This is a genomic window from Rhodococcus sp. 15-649-2-2, assembly GCF_002258645.1.
Lineage (GTDB): Bacteria > Actinomycetota > Actinomycetes > Mycobacteriales > Mycobacteriaceae > Rhodococcoides.
The window spans coordinates 13,151-28,597 of sequence record NZ_NPFM01000008.1; the positions used below are offsets into that span (position 1 = coordinate 13,151).

General features: G+C 65.2%; 12 protein-coding genes and 1 pseudogene. 1 reads left to right on the plus strand and 12 read right to left on the minus strand.

Features of this window, described 5'->3' with window-relative positions; translation table 11 throughout:
- Positions 1–2 precede the first annotated feature (2 nt).
- Complete coding sequence (locus CH305_RS03455; protein WP_094608461.1) at positions 3–1,043, minus strand: iron ABC transporter substrate-binding protein; 1,041 nt, start codon at positions 1,041–1,043, stop codon at positions 3–5.
- Between the two features lie 116 nt (positions 1,044–1,159).
- Between CH305_RS03455 and CH305_RS03460 the strand changes: the two genes are divergently transcribed.
- Entirely contained in the window at positions 1,160–2,353 is a 1,194-nt protein-coding gene (locus CH305_RS03460; RefSeq protein WP_094702681.1) for an FAD-dependent monooxygenase, read from the plus strand.
- On the opposite strand, the gene CH305_RS03465 is transcribed toward CH305_RS03460, so the two are convergent.
- The 11 genes and pseudogenes from CH305_RS03465 to CH305_RS03515 form a co-directional block, all read right to left on the minus strand.
- Complete coding sequence (locus CH305_RS03465) at positions 2,350–3,243, minus strand: siderophore-interacting protein (protein WP_094702683.1); 894 nt, start codon at positions 3,241–3,243, stop codon at positions 2,350–2,352. The two genes, CH305_RS03460 and CH305_RS03465, sit on opposite strands and share 4 nt — an antisense overlap.
- Positions 3,244–3,290: 47 nt before the next feature.
- A complete protein-coding gene (locus CH305_RS03470; RefSeq protein ID WP_094702685.1) occupies positions 3,291–5,108 on the minus strand; it encodes a siderophore-interacting protein in 1,818 nt (605 codons plus the stop codon).
- Between the two features lie 51 nt (positions 5,109–5,159).
- The gene (locus CH305_RS03475) at positions 5,160–6,200 is read right to left on the minus strand and encodes an ABC transporter substrate-binding protein (protein WP_052078010.1); all 1,041 of its coding nucleotides are present in this window, start codon (positions 6,198–6,200) and stop codon (positions 5,160–5,162) included.
- Positions 6,201–6,272: 72 nt separating this feature from the next.
- Complete coding sequence (locus tag CH305_RS03480) at positions 6,273–7,088, minus strand: ABC transporter ATP-binding protein (protein WP_094702687.1); 816 nt, start codon at positions 7,086–7,088, stop codon at positions 6,273–6,275.
- A gap of 13 nt (positions 7,089–7,101) precedes the next feature.
- Positions 7,102–8,166 carry an iron chelate uptake ABC transporter family permease subunit gene (locus CH305_RS03485; RefSeq protein WP_094702689.1) on the minus strand — a complete coding sequence of 355 codons (1,065 nt, stop codon included), beginning with the start codon at positions 8,164–8,166 and terminating at the stop codon, positions 7,102–7,104.
- A complete protein-coding gene (locus tag CH305_RS03490) occupies positions 8,163–9,227 on the minus strand; it encodes an iron chelate uptake ABC transporter family permease subunit (protein WP_094702784.1) in 1,065 nt (354 codons plus the stop codon). Before CH305_RS03490 ends, CH305_RS03485 begins: the two co-directional genes overlap by 4 nt.
- Before the next feature lie 5 nt (positions 9,228–9,232).
- Positions 9,233–10,504, minus strand: a pseudogene (locus tag CH305_RS03495) (lysine N(6)-hydroxylase/L-ornithine N(5)-oxygenase family protein).
- Complete coding sequence (panD, locus tag CH305_RS03500) at positions 10,501–10,917, minus strand: aspartate 1-decarboxylase (protein WP_094702691.1); 417 nt, start codon at positions 10,915–10,917, stop codon at positions 10,501–10,503. Before panD ends, CH305_RS03495 begins: the two are co-directional and overlap by 4 nt.
- Positions 10,917–12,263, minus strand: a complete 1,347-nt coding sequence (locus CH305_RS03505; RefSeq protein WP_094702786.1) for a salicylate synthase — start codon at positions 12,261–12,263, stop codon at positions 10,917–10,919. The genes panD and CH305_RS03505 overlap by 1 nt, the downstream gene beginning before the upstream one ends.
- Positions 12,264–12,365: 102 nt before the next feature.
- Positions 12,366–14,258 carry a siderophore-interacting protein gene (locus tag CH305_RS03510; protein WP_141215790.1) on the minus strand — a complete coding sequence of 631 codons (1,893 nt, stop codon included), beginning with the start codon at positions 14,256–14,258 and terminating at the stop codon, positions 12,366–12,368.
- 63 nt (positions 14,259–14,321) lie between these two features.
- On the minus strand, positions 14,322–15,392 hold the full coding sequence (locus CH305_RS03515; protein ID WP_032405747.1) for an ABC transporter substrate-binding protein: 1,071 nt from the start codon (positions 15,390–15,392) through the stop codon (positions 14,322–14,324).
- Positions 15,393–15,447 lie beyond the last annotated feature (55 nt).

Consider the following 15,447-nt stretch of genomic DNA (forward strand, 5'->3'; position numbering starts at 1 on the left):
GACTAGATGATTCCGACGTCGGTGAGCAGGGTCTGGGTCTCCTCGAGGGACGAGAGCCGGCCCAGATCGAGATCGGTCGAGCCCAAGTCGGACAGCGGCGGCAGGTCGTAGTCCGAGGTGACGCCGTCGATGACGGGGTACTCGGCGGTCTCGTTCGCGAAGTAGGTCTGCGATTCGGTCGAGAGCAGCTCACGGACGAAGTCGAATGCGGCCTCCTGGTTGTCCGACGCAGCCAGCACACCGGCTCCGGCGACGTTGATCAGTGCGCCGGGATCACCGGGCTCGAAGTAGTGCAGCTCGACGGGAGCGTCGGCACCGTTCTCGTCCTTGAACGGGTACCAGTAATAGTGGTTGAGGAGGCCGGTGGCGACCTGTCCGTCGTTGACGGCGGTCAGCAGCGGGCCGTTGCCCTCGAACGCAACGGGCTCGTTGGCGACGAATCCTTCGAGCCAGGTGCGAGCACCGTCCTCACCGCGCTGCACGCGGAGGGCAGTGACGAAAGCCTGGAACGACGCGTTGGTCGGTGCGTAGCCGATCTGTCCGCGCCAGCGGGGATCGAGCAGTCCGTCGATGCCGGTCGGCAGGTCTGCTGCCTGCACCGAATCGGAGTTGTAGGCCAGCACGCGAGCCCGTGCGGAGGTGGCGACCCAGGTGCCGTCGGTGCCGCGGTACTGCTCGGGGACGAGCGAGAGGATGTCCTCGGGCAACGGCGCGAGTGCGCCTGCCTCGTCGAGAGCGCCGAGGGCGCCTGCGTCCTGTCCGTAGAAGACGTCGGCCGGCGTCGCGTCGCCCTCTTCGAGGATCTTCGCGGCCTGGGCGTTGGTGTTGCCCGAGTAGTCGACCTCGATACCGCCGCCGATACGCTCGATCAGCGGGTCGACGAGTTCTTCACCGCGTCCGGAGTACACCACCAGCGCGGTGTCTGCGGTGGCGGTCTCGGATGTGGACGCGGCCTCGTCGGTGGAGCCCGAGCTGCACGCAGTGAGACCGAGGACGAGGGTTGCGCTGCACGAGAGCAGGGCCAAACGACGGACTGTGAACACTGGACTCCTGACGAAAAGGATGAACCGGACAATCCGAGAAGGTACACCACCAAGGTGAGGCTCAGCTACTTTCCCTTTCGGGATTGAACGACCAGCCGCCCGGGCATGCCCGTCCCATGACTTCTCGTGTGCTCGTCACCGGTGCCAGCATCGCCGGACCCACCGTGGCCTTCTGGCTCGACAAGGCCGGTTACGACGTCACCGTCGTCGAACGCGCTCCGCAACTGAGGCTCGGCGGCCAGAACATCGATGTTCGTGGATCGGGCCGCGAGGTGCTGCGGCGGATGGGCATGGACGCGACGTTGCTCGCCAACGGCACCACCGAGAAGGGCACCCGATTCGTCGACGACAACGACGCCACCATTGCCGCTTTCCCGGCCGGCGACGGATCTCACGACGGACCGACAGCGGAGTTGGAGATTCTGCGCGGCGAGTTCGCTCGAATTCTTGTCGAATCAGCCGGTCCGCGAACCGAATACCGGTATGGCGATCGTGTCGTCGGCGTGGTTCAGGATGCCGACGGCGTGGACGTCACGTTCGCGTCGACGGCAGCGGAAAGGTTCGATCTCGTCCTGTTCGCCGACGGAGTCCGTTCCAGCAGTAGAGAACTGATGTTTCCTGCCGAAGCGGAGACCACGCCGGTCGGCCTGTACACCGCCTATGGGGTGTTGCCGAAGGGACCGAGCGACGACGGCTGGTGGCGTTGGTACAACGCCCCCGGATCCAGAGTCGCCAATCTGCGTCCGGACAACCTCGGCACGACGCGTTTCAGCTTGTCCTGGGTGTCCGACGACGGCGGGTACGAAGGCGCGTCCACCGAGCAGGTGATTGCCGCCTTGCGGGCGAAGTTCGCCGACGTCGGCTGGGAAGTACCCAGAATTCTGAATTCGCTCGGACCGGATTCGGAGCTCTACGTCGACTACCTCGCGCAGGTGAGGGCCCCGCGTTGGTCGAACGGCAGGATAGGGATGCTCGGCGACGCCGCCTGGTGCGCAACACCGCTGAGCGGCATGGGCACCACGTTGTCGGTCACCGGTGCCTACGTCCTTGCCGGCGAACTCGCCCGGGCCGAGGACCATCGCGCCGGCTTCGAGGCCTTCGAGACGCGGATGCGGCCGTTCGTCGAGCAGGCCCAGAAGCTGCCGCCCGGCGTGCCTCGCGTCGCGCATCCGAAGACAGCTGCGGGAGTAGCCGCGTTCCGCGGGGTACTTCGTCTCGCCGGATCGAAACCCGTGCAAGCGGTCACGAGCAGATTCCTCGGTCCCGACGCGGCGACGCTGGAGTTGCCGAACTACGAATTCCGGAGTTAGAGCCCGACCCGCTCGAGCAGCGCATCGAATGCCTCACTGGCCTCTTGCTCGGTGCGGCCGGATTCGATGACGCCGTTGTACACCGCCAGCGCTTCCTCTTGGTACTGCTTGTACTTCTCGAGCCACTTCTCGGAATCGGCCCGCCAGTATCCGATGATGTCGAAATGCGCTATGTCGTAGCCCAATTCCTTGCGGAAGTACTTGCGCACCCGACGCGAGGACGACGCCTCCCCGGCGAACCACACGTAGCCACATCCTTCGGGCAGTGGGTACGCCAACGCGGCGTCATCGAGAACGCTTGCGCTGTCTCCGTTTCCGGAACCGATGCGCCAATCGAACGTGACATCGGCAGGAGTTTCGAAGGATTGGATGTCGCCGCGCTCGAGCACCTCGACGATGGCGTGAGCCTTCGCCCCGGCCGGCAACTGTTCGACGAGCCGGCCGAGTGCGGGCAACCCGGTCATGTCGGCGACCAGCAGCAGCCATTCGACGTCGGCGGGAGGTGAATACCAGGATCGCGGACGCGTGAACAGCACCGTCTGCCCCGGGGTGGCCTGCTGCGCCCAGGTTGCCGCGACGCCGCCCTCGTGTGCGAAGAAGTCGACGGTCAATTCACCGCGCGCCTCGTCGAGGCGGCGGATGGTGTAGTTGCGGCCCTCCGGTGGGTTTTCCAGACCGTGGAACCACCACAAGCCGTCGACCTCGGTCATCGGCGGCGGCGTCACCTCCCCTTCTCGGGGAAAGTAGACGCCGACACACTCGTCGGGTACACCGAGGGTGCGGTAGGCAGCGACATGCTCGCCGCCGAACGTCACGCGCACCATGTGCACGGTCAGCCGTTCCACCGCAACGACGTCGGCGTAGTAGAAGCCAACCGATCCTTCACTCATCTTCGTCCTCGATACATATCTCGTCGTTTCTTCCGAGAACCCTCAGGCTAACCCCGGTAAGCATGTCCGCCGAACTCGGCGATGGTCGAGCCCCAACCCAACGATCCGAAACGGGGCGGCTCGAACCCCGACCCGACGACCAACTCCCGTACTTCCGCTGCAGTGCGACGACCCGAGCCGTACAGACACAGCCGCAACAGGTCGTCCTCTGTGTCGTGGTCATCGGTGGTGTCGGGATCGAGCAGGTCGGTGATCAGCACCACCCGCCGCCCCGAATTCCCCAGTGCCTTCAGCAGCACTCGGGCATCGGCGTCGGGGTGAGAATCGAGCACGTCGGCCGCGATCACCAGATCGACAGGCTCGGCCAACGGAACGAATTCACTGGCGTCGATGCGTTCGACCAGGTCCCGACGCGACGGAGCCACATCGGCTGCCGTGCGATCGCCCTGAGCGGGGAGTCCGACGAGACGTAGCGTCAGGTCGGGGTGCATGCGCGCCAGAGTATCCGCGTACACACCACCGCCCTCGCCGTAGATTGCGACGGTCCGCATTCCCTCCAGGTCGACTGCATCGGGCAGCGCGGGCGCTAGATACACGGCACCGAATGCTGCTTCTTCGTGAAAGTCAGCGGCGAACCCGTACTCGCTCATCTTGTCGACGAAGCCGTGCTGCCGCGCCGGTGCCCCGCTACGTACAGTGTCGAGAAGGCCGAGGAACGCCATGTCCAGTCGTGAATGAATCCTGTCGAAATTCAACGACCGAGTGACGAAGGCGTCCGGGTCGCTGAGAAGCGCACCCATCTCGGAGAGTCCGAAACGGGTGCCGTCGGTGGTCAACAGTCCCATCAGAACCAGATGCCGCAGTAGCTTGGCGGTGGCACCGGGATGCGTCGAACACTGGGCTGCGATGTCCGACGGCGTGCCTGCCCCGCCGTCGATCGCGGCGAAGATGCCGACGGTGACGGCGGTGCGAATAGCGAACGGCGGCAACAACTCCGACAACTCATGTAACTGGGCATCGGGAGCCGACTCCGCCGATGATCCAACGGCTGCGATCTCGCGTCGCTTCCAGTACCCGGCGATCTCGACGAATTGCTTCGCAATTTCTTTGTCCACCTTGGCCCAGCGACGCAGGGGTTTGATCGTCGACGCCTCCCCCGCCACCCACAGGTATGGCTGTCCGGGACGCCACTGCGCACGCTGCACCGTCTCCACCAAGCGTGACTCGCCGCCACTGTCGGTCCGACAGAGCCAGGTGATATCCACCGGCGCAGCGCTTGTCAGCTCTTGCCGGTGTGCGTGCTCGGAAACCTCGATGACCACCGTGGCAGGTAGATCGGCGGGCAACTTCTCCAGACAGTGCGCGATTGCGGGCAACGCAGTCTCGTCGCCGGCGATCAACATCCAGTCGACGCCGACGGGCAGTCCGGCCGAATGCTTGGGTCCGGCAACGAGAATCTTCTCGCCGGGCCGGACCGTGTCGGCCCAGTCGGCTGCCAGTCCACCCTCGTGGGCGGCGAAGTCGAGAGCCATCTCGCGGCGCTCGTCATCGAAACGGCGCACCGTGTAGGTCCTGCCGTACGGGAACGATCCCGGTGGCCAGTCGACCGTTCCGTCACCCGCGTTCTCGGGCACCGGAAACGGCAGCTTACCGGTGATCGGATCCACCGGAAGGACTTTGACGTCGTCATCGAATCCGGTGCTACACACCGGTGGCAGCTCGACGCCGTCACGCACATGCGCATCCATCGACGGACCGCCCACGACCACGCGCCGCATCCCGGGCGTCACGTCTTCCACGGCCAGTACGTCGAGTTCCCGCATACAGATCGGAAAAACTCGAAGCTCGCGGACGGTCCCCGCCATCGAGGGCTCTCCTTCGGTCGAACGAATACGGTTGTCTCGTACCGATGTCGGCTATCCGGCGAACATCTGCTGGACGAGATCGAGCGTGCCCATCACGCCGTCGTAGTCCGGGCGGTAGCTCGTGGCCGGAAGCTCGTACACCGTGCCGGACGTGAAAGCAGGTAGAGCGGCGTAGGCCGGATCTCCTTGCAGCTCGGCCAGACTGCGCCCGGCAACCGGAACCACGAACATCACCGGCGCACTCGCGATCGGCGCGAGCAGTTCGGGGCTGACCACAAATGAATCACCCGAGCCGTACAGCTCCGGGTTGTTCGCTTTGGTCATGACGTCGTCGGGCTCGAATCCGACCGACTCGAGCAACGTCGGCAATGCCGCGGTCTGCGGAATGAACGAGGGCTCGTTCGTGCTCAACGAGAGCAGGTACGACACCGGCGCGCCGGGAACGGCGATCGAATCCTTCACCTCGGAAACCCTGTCTTCGTACGCCGTCATCAGTGCCTCGACCTTGTCGGATTCACCGGCAGCCTCGGCGACCTCCTCGAGCTCGCCCTGCCAGGTAGTGACGCTCGACGGGACCAGCACGGTCGGTGCGATCTGGGTCAACTGCTCATATGATTGCTGCGCCAGAACAGCTGCGAAGCCTTGCCCTCCACCGATGATGAGATCGGGCGCGGCCTGTGCGATGGCTTCGAGGTCGAGCTGATCTCCGGCCGGCAACTCCAGAGTGCCTTGTGCCTGCGCCTTCTCGGCCCACTGCGGCGGAAAACCGCCGTCGAGATTGGTCACTCCGAGCAGCCGAGTGTCGGCGATGGTGACGGGAGCATCGAGAGTGAACAGGTAGCCCGCCAGGCCCGCGGACAGCACCGCAATGCGCTGGGGGTCCGCCGGAACGGTCACCTCGCCCTGGTCGGTCGAGATCACCCGGGTGTCACTCGTAGATGTTCCCGCTCCCTCGTTCGATGCGGGCTCGGAGCTGCAGGCGGCCGAGCCGAGGGCGACGAGTGCCGCCGAGGCGAGGGCAACGACGCGAAGGGCCCGTCGCTCGGTATGTGTACGGCGACGGCCTGCTTCGGGCTGCTTCCAACTCGGCACTGATGGATCCTTTCGAGATCTTCACTCGAACCCGAAGGTCCGTTTTGCCGAGTGTAAACCAAGGCTTACCTACTATGCGTCAGCGGTATCGCCCATCGTCGTCGTTCTCACCCGAGGAATCACCAACGGAGTGTGTGATTCCGGATCGTCGATGATGCGGCACGGCAGTCCGAACACCGACTCGACCAACTCTGCGGTGACGATCTCGGCCGGCGGACCTTGGGTGACCACCGCGCCGTCTTTCATCGCGATGATGTGATCGGCATACCTGCACGCATGGTTGAGGTCGTGCAGCACCGCGACCAGAGTATTGCCGTTCTCGCGGGGCAGTGTGGCCAACAGGTCGAGAAGCTCGATCTGGTGGGCGATGTCGAGGAAGGTCGTGGGCTCGTCCAAGAGCAACAGCGGTGTCTGTTGCGCGAGAACCATTGCCACCCACACTCGTTGCTGCTGTCCACCGGACAGTTCGTCGACCGGCCGGGCCGACAGCGACGTCACGCCGGTGGCGTCCATGGCCAAGGCCACCGCAGCCTCGTCAGCCGTCGACCACTGCCGGATCAGCTTCTGATGCGGATATCGTCCTCGCGCAACGAGATCGGCCACCGAGATACCGTCGGGTGCGATGGAGGTCTGGGGCAACAGGCCCAGGCGTCGAGCCACTTCCTTCGCCGGGTACGACGAAATGAGCTTGCCGTCCAGCAGAACGGCTCCGAGGGAGGGCTTCAGCAGCCGCGAGAGCGCCCGCAGCAGCGTCGATTTACCGCACGCGTTGGGCCCGACGATGACGGTGAACTTGCCGTCGGGAATCGCAACGGTCAAGTTCTCGATGATCACGCTCTTGTCGTACCCGACCGTGATCGCGTCTGCGTGCAACCGAGACTCGGTCATCGCTTTCTGCCTGTCATTGCTTTCTCCCTTCACGAGCGAGCAACCACACGAAATATGCGCCTCCGACCGACACGGTCACGACACCGACCGGCAGCTGAGTCGGGGCGAAGACGCGCTGTGCGACAACGTCACTGACCACCAGCAGCAGCGCCCCCATACAGGCCGCGGGTACCATCGCCACACCCGATGTTCCGGTGAGCCTGCGCGCAAGTTGAGGCGCAGCGAGCGCGACGAACGAGATGGGTCCCGCGGCCGCAGTGACCAGTGCGATCAACGCGACGCCCAGAAAAACCAGCATCAGACGCGTCGGTTCGGCGCGCACCCCGAGCGCTCGTGCCGCGTCGTCCCCCATCTCTAACATCGGCAGCCGACGCGACAACACCGCCAGACACGGGGCGATGACGGCCGACACTGCCAGCGCGGGCCACACCTGCGCCCACCCCAACCCGTTGAGACTGCCCGCGCCCCAGACGGCGGCCGCGATCGCCTCGGCCAGATCGGCCTCGACGACCAACCAGGTGTTGATCGAGGCCAGTATCGCGCTGACGCCGATCCCGACGATGATCAGTCGAAAGCCCTGCACCCCGCGCTTGTATGCGAGTAGATACACCGCCGCGGCCGTGGCCAGTCCGCCCACGAGCGCGCCGGCTCCGGTCTGGCAGTAACCACCGCCGAGCGTGAGGATGACGACGAGCGCGCCGGTGTACGCACCGGTGGCGAATCCGATGATGTCCGGGCTACCCAACGGATTGCGCGTCAACGATTGAAAGACCGCACCGGATACACCGAGGGCGGCTCCGAACAGGAACGCCAGGACCACCCGAGGAAACCGCCACTCCATGACGATGATCTCGGTGATGCGCGAGGCGTCGCCGAACACCGCGGCGAGCACCTCGTTCGGCGGAATGTAGTAATCGCCGGTACCGATCGCAACGACGGCAACCGCTGCAGTCACCAGCAGCAGTGCAGCACACACCGCCACCGTTCGGATGTCGATTCGACCGTCCACCCGATCATGCAGTCGAACGATCCACAGCCGCCGCCCGAAGTCCACGTTGCCGTGCTGACCCTGCGTCACAGTCCGCTCGCCTTCTTCCGGCGGACCAGCACGATCAGTACCGGAGCGCCGACGAATGCGGTGACTATCCCCACCTGGAGCTCACCCGGCCGAATCACGATGCGCCCCACCGCGTCGGAGAGCAGCAGGAGTCCCGGTGCCGCGAATAGCGTGTAGATCAGAATCCAGCGCTGATCCGGCCCGACGAACCACCGCACCATGTGCGGGATTATCAGTCCGACGAACCCGATGGGCCCGGCCGCTGCGGTCGCGGCACCAGCGAGCAGAGTCACCGCTACGACACCGATGATGCGCGTACGAATCACTCGTGCCCCCAACGACTGTGCCAGATCGTCACCGAGGGCGATCGCGTTGAGCGGGCGTGCGACGAGGGCGGCCAGGAACAGCCCGAATGCGATGAACGGACCGGTCGTCGTAATGATGTCCACGCCGCGTCCGGCCAAGGATCCCGCGCTCCAGAACCGCATGCGGTCGAAGGCATCCGGGTCGAGGAGCAGCATGCCCGAGGTGATCCCGCCGAGCACCGCGCCGAGCGCAATTCCGGACAGCGTCAGGCGAATCGGCGTCGCGCCCGCTCGCCCCATCGAGCCCAGTGCGTACACCGCGACCGCAGCGAGCGCGGCACCGGCGAACGCGAACCAGATGTAGGAGTCGATACCGGTGAAGCCCAACACGCCGACTGCGATCGCGACGAAGAACGCCGCTCCGGCGTTGACACCCAGGATGCCCGGGTCGGCCAGAGGATTTCGCGTCGTCGCCTGAATCAGTGCACCGGCAACCCCGAGCGCGGCTCCGACGAGAAGCCCGAGAACCGTTCTCGGAAGGCGTAGTTCGCGGACGATCACGGAGTCGGTCGACCCGTCGGGGAAGAACAGGCCGTGCCACACCGAACCGAGGGGGATGTACTCGGTACCCACCGCGATACTCACCAGGCACAGCGCGGCGAGAATACCGATGACGACGAACAACCCCGCGGCCCGCCGCGCATTCGTGCGAGCGAGACCGACGACTTCGGCCGGAACGTCTCGCTGTTCCGGCTCGTCGCCCACGCTCGTCCGCACCCGATTCACACCACCGTTCGCACCCTCGTGCTCACGGCGGACTTCACGATCTCACCGCTGCGAACAGCGATGTTGGACAGCAACGACGAGGTCAGACCGTGCGTGTGCTCGGTCCCGCCCTGCAGATAGATCGACCCCGCGCTCGGTTCACGCATGACGAGCCGATAGTCCCGCGTCACGCGCGGACCGCACGTGTCGAACTCGACGGCGTCGAACAGCGGACCGAGGATCTCGGGGAGATCGAGGGACGTGAAGCCGGTGGCATAGACGACAGCGTCGCACAGTACGTCCTCAGTCAACCCGGTAGGGCCGTGCTCGACGGCGGCCCGGACACCGGACGGCTCCTCGACGGCGTCGACCATTCGAGATGCTCCGTGCACGAAAAGCCGGCGCTCCCCGCTGACCCGTTCGGCGTACTCACGCGCGTACAGCTCTTCGATCAGCGGCAGATCGACCGCGGAATAGTTCGTGCCGCGGTGGTAGTGCAGCAACTGATCACGCAGCGTGTGCGACGACGAATAGAAGTCGTCCACGGCCGTCGGATCGAAGATGCGATTGGCGTAGGGGCTGTCGTCGGCCGGGCTGTACCCGTACTTGCGGAGTACCGCGTGCACCGAGGAATCTCAGTAGGTCGAGTGCAGGTAGTCCACCACCTCGGCAGCGCTCTGCCCGGCGCCGACGACGACGAACGTGCGATGCGTCCGCGACGGCAGCCGGTCCAGGTGCCCGAGCAGGTCGTGATTGTGGAATTGCCTGCTCGACGCGGTCACACCGTCGGGCATGGTGGCCGTCAAACCGCCGGCAAGCACGATGTTTCGACCTCGCACGGTGCCGCTTCGTCGGCCCTCGGTGCGGACGCCGTATCCGTCACCGGTGTCGACGATGTCGACCGCTCGGGTGCCGTAGTGCACCGTCGCGTCGACCTTTCCTGCGGCCCACGACAGGTAGTCGTGGAACTCGAGCCGGCTCGGGAAGAACGTCTGCAGATTGATGAAGTGGTTGAGTCGGCCCTGTTCGGACAGATAGGCCAGAAATGTGTACTCGCTGCTGGCGTTGCGCTGGGTGGCCAGGTCCTTGAGGAACGAGATCTGCATCGTCGTCCCCGGCAACAGCATTCCGGGATGCCAGGCGAACTCGTCCTTGGACTCGATGAAGCACGAGGTCAGCCGCTCGGTCGACGCGCACGTTCGGTTGTGTTCTTCGATTGCGATGGCCAGACCGAGATTGGACGGCCCGAATCCGACTCCGACGATGTCGTAGTTCTCGTGCGACGTCATCGAACGCTCGCCCCCGACATCTGATCGAGTGCGCCCGGAACCGGCTCGGACGGGTCGACTCCGAGGGCCACGATCTCGTTGGCAGAGTCGACATGCACCACCGAGGGACTGTGCGCCGACAGCTCCGAATCTTCCACCTGCCGGAACGACATGATGATCACCAGGTCGCCCGGTGAGACCAGATGCGCTGCGGCACCGTTTATTCCGATGACGCCAGAACCGGCATGTCCTTCGATCACGTATGTCACCAGGCGTGCTCCGTTGGTGATGTCGACGACGTGGACCTGCTCACCCTCGATCAGATCGGCGGCGCGCATCAGAGTGGAGTCGATGGTGATCGAGCCGACGTAGTGCAGATCGGCATGAGTGACTGTGGCGCGGTGGATCTTTCCACCCAGCATGGTGCGATGCATCAGGCGTCTTCCTCCTTCTTGCGGACGAGATATGGGGCAACGCTGGCGAGCTTCTCGCAGGTTTCGTCGAATTCGCGATCGGGTGTCGACTGGCCGACGATGCCGGCGCCGGCACGCAGCCATGCCGATCCGCGTTGCTCGTAGACAGCTCGAAGCACCAGCGCCGCTTCGAGTTCCCCCGAGGACGATGCCTTCACGACGGCACCCGAGTACAGGCCACGGGGCGGGTCGTCGAGCCTCACGATCGCCTCGATGGCCTCCCGTTTGGGAATTCCCGACGCCGTGACGGCCGGGAACAGCGCCCCGAAGGCGTCCCAGCAAGACAGGTCCTCACGCAGGCGTGCCCGCACTGTCGAGGCGAGGTGCTGGACGCTTCCGCGCTCGCGCACGCTCATGAAGTCCGAGACCGCGGTCGACCCAGGGCGCGCGATGGATTCGAGCTCCTCGAACGAGGTACGAACGGAGACAGCGTGTTCGGTGATCTCCTTGGGATCCTGCTCGAGATCGGTCTTCGCAGCGGAGTCGGCCTCGGAGCCGAGACCGAAGGCCCGCGTGCCCGCCAGCGGTTCGGTGGTGACCACGCCGTGCGCGTCGACGGAGGCGACCAACTCCGGGCTGAAACCGGCTGCGCGCAGGTCGCCCAGGTGCAGCAGGAACGAGCGAGCCGGGGTGTTCGCCGCGCGCCCGGCTCGGTAGGTACTCGGCATGTCCAGATCGAACGGAATGCGCACCGTGCGAGAAAGAATCACCTTGGCGTAGTCGCCGCGGTGAATTTCCGTGACGGCCTGCTGTACCCGAGCGCGATAGTCGTCGAGATCTCCGCCGACATCGAGCGAATGCACTGTCGGCGGCTCCTCGGCGGAGGCGTCCGCGAGTACGGCCAGCACCGCAGCGCGGTCCTCCTCGCTCCCGGTCACCTCGACGTCGTCATGGTCGGCACCGAATCGGACCTCGACGCGGGGCACGACCAGATGGCCGAGCACCTCGTCGAAGTCGCTGGAGGCCGTCACACCGTGCAGGTGGGCCGCGAACCCGAATCCGACGAATCCGTAAGCATTCCAGGATTCTCGGGTCAGACCGTCGCAGGCCTCCCGCAGCGCCGTCGACGGATTGCCGGACCACCGACGCACCGTCGGCTCGCCGCTCCCCCACGTGGTCGTGACGACATCCGGTTGCAGGACGATGCGAGCGACCACGCCGCCCGCGAACACCCAGCGTCCTCTGTCCTCGTACACGACGTACTCGTCGAACAAGCCCGACTCGGCCAGTGTGACCACCGTCTGCAATCCGTCCTGCAGGATGGTGGTCTCGGCCGTGCCCGACGCCGTTTCTTCGACAACGGTCATTGTGTGTGCACTCCTGACGGTGATTCGGTCCTGGACCGCGCATCGCGCAACCGACATGCTCGAGGCATTGCCGCGCGCCTTCGATAGGCAACGCTAACCTAACTAGCCCTGGCGCACAACGGCTTCGGGTGCACGCTGCAGATCGAGGACCGCGATACCCCAGCCGACGAGACGAGACGCGGTCACCGCCAGGCCTGCTGCGGTTGCCACCGAATCGAACTCGGCTCTGGTTCGCACTCCACTGCCGTGCATACAGAGCATCAACAGGTCGAACTCGGCCTGATCCTCGTTGATCGCACCATCGTCCGACAGTCGTTCAACCACAATCAGTTTCCCGCTCGCGGACAGGCCTGCTGCCGCGCTCGCCAGCAGCAACGCCAGATCGTCGTCGCGATAATGCCCGGTGACCTCGAGCAACAGGTAAGCGTCGAACCCGCCCGTGGGGTTGTTGCGCGGTTCGGACACGACACTCTGAGCGCATTCGGTCACGCGCCCGTGCAGTTCCGGCCACTTCTGCAGATCTCGTCGGACGAGGTCGAGTTCGCTCGGTAATCCGAGAACGGTTGCCGACATCGCGTCGTGGCCCGTCAGGATCGAGCCGAGCACCACCCCGGATGCGGCACCGGTCACCGCCAACGTGGACACGCCGCCGAACGAATAATCCTGGACCAGAGCAGGACCCAGGAACGCTGCCTCGTCCGCAATGTGGTTGTGGTGCAATTCCGTCAGCCGAGGCGAGCCGGCGAGGTCCTCGCTCAACGTCTTGCCGGTCAGCAGACTCGCGCTGGCACCGCCGGTGCGCAGGCTCTCGACGAGTCCGGTGATCGACAATTCCACTCGCGCCTCGATGCCGTCGAAATCCAGCCAGTGCGAAATCCAGTCGTCACCGAGCATGGCTTCACCGATATCAGCCAGGATCACACCACCGTCTGAATCCTCGGTGAGCACGTCGACGGACCGCAGGTAGCGGACGAATTTTGCCAGGGCTCGCGTATCGGTGCCGGTGGCCGTGGCCAGTTCGTCGACGGTGCGTATGCCGCGGGAGACGTGCAACGGGATGCGCAACGTGTTGGCGGCCCTGATCGCGAAGGGGGAGAACATCTCCGCTCGTTCGGCGAGCCTGTCGAACGGCTCGGATTCGCGAGCGTTCAGATCGGGAACTTCCGGATCGTCCGCGCGGGTGAGAACCTCTGCGCGCCGCCAGTAGCCGGTGACCTCGACCATCTCCGGCGGCAGCGCGCGATCCTCGCGCAGGTATCGCCTGATTCCTTTGAGTGTTGTGGATTCGCCTGCTACCCAGGCGAACACGGTTCCCTCCCACCAGGGCGCATTGCGCACGGCTGTTTCCAGCAGGTCTCCGGTGCCCGCAACCGCCCCGTTGCGGTGCACCCAGGTGATCTCGGCGTGGGCGGCCGTCGGCAGCGGTAGTTCTCGCTCGGCGTCGGCCACCTCGACGAACACCCGAATTCGCTCACCTGCTCCGGCTTCGTCGAGGTAGCGAGCAACAGCAGGCAACGCGGTCTCGTCGCCGACGAGCAACACCCAATCCACCTCGGCGGGTGCGTGACCCGAGCGCACCGGGCCCAGCAGTGGGATGGAATCACCCACGGCGCAGCGACGCCCCCACGTCGACGCGATTCCGGTGTCGTGAGTGACGAAATCGAGAGTCACTTCGGCAGTCTCGGCATCGACGCTGCGCACGGTGTAGTTGCGGGTCAGTGGCCGCGGCTCCCGCGGCCACTCCACCGTGCGCTCGTGTTGCACCGGTAGAGCCATCGTGCCGTTGTCGTCGAGGGGGAAGAACAGGCGGACGAAGTCGTCGAATCCCTCGCTACGCAGCGCCGGAAAGTCGAAGCCGTCTCGCGAGAATGCCCGCAGCTGCGGCCCACCCAACACGATCCTGCGCATTCCCGAACTGAGTTGCTGCGTGTCGATCACGGTGGCCGTTCGGATGACTTCGGGAAAGACGACCTGAAGTCGATGAGACCTTGCCACTGTGAAACACGCTCCTTCGCGAAAATGCAGATGTGTGGTGCGTCGGGTGGGCCTGCGCTCGGATCAGCCCTGGACGTTCTCGGCGGCGGTGTTCAGCGCCGATGCCACGTCGTCGAGAATGTACGGAATGGTGAGCACCGTCAGGCCACCGAACGCGAAGTTCTTGTCGACGCTGAGGCTTTCGGTGGATGCGGTACGACCCTGAGCCAGCACGGGCTGGGAGGCCACAGCCGGTTCGGCCAAGAATGCACCGAGCGATTCCTTGTCGTAGGCGACGACGAACAGCACATCCGACTTCAGCAGAGAGGCCTGCTCGAGACTGAGCTCGAAGTACACGGCATCGGGATCCTTGACCGGGTCGGCTTCTTGGATGGTGGGCTCGTTCACCAGACCGAGCTGTTCGAGGAACTCGACACGGACGTCGTCGTCCTTGCTGACGGCGAACGTGCCGGGAGCATTGGGGAGTGCGATGGTGACCGTCTTGCCCTGCAGCGCCGGATACTTCGCGGCCGCGTCGGAGATGGAACCGTCGACTCCGGATACCAGATCTGCCGCCTCCTTCTCCTTACCGAGGGCCTTGCCCGCGATGGTGAGCTGGTCTTCCCACGAGGTCGTCCACTGCTCGTCCGGGTACGCGACGACCGGTGCGATGTCGGAGAGCTTGTCGAACTCTTCCTGGGTCAATCCCGAGTACGGGGCGAAGATCAGATCGGGGGCGGCGGCGGCGAACTGCTCGACCGGGACGGCTCCGGTTCCGTCACCGGTCAGTAGCGTCGGGGTCTCGCCACCCAGGTCGGCGAGCGCTTTCGCGTCCCACGGCAAGATGCCGCGGTCGTCCGCTCCGTACTGTGCGCCGTCGAAGGTCGGCATGGCGACGGGCACGACTCCGAGGGCGAGAACGGCGTCCTGGTTGGACCAACCCCAGGTGGCGATGCGCGTCGGAGCCTCGGGGATCGTCGCGGATCCGAGTGCGGAATCGATGGTGACCGGAAATGCAGATTCCGACGCGGCGGTGGTGGACTCGGTTGCAGGCGCTTCCTCGGTACTGCTGCAACCGGCAGCGAGAGCGATGGTGAGCCCCCCGGCGAGCGCAATCGACGCGGCGCTCCTCATCCACTTCGTTCGAACCTTCATCGTTGCTCGGCACCTCTCGACTCGACCACGCACTGCTGCGTCCCACACCCGACCG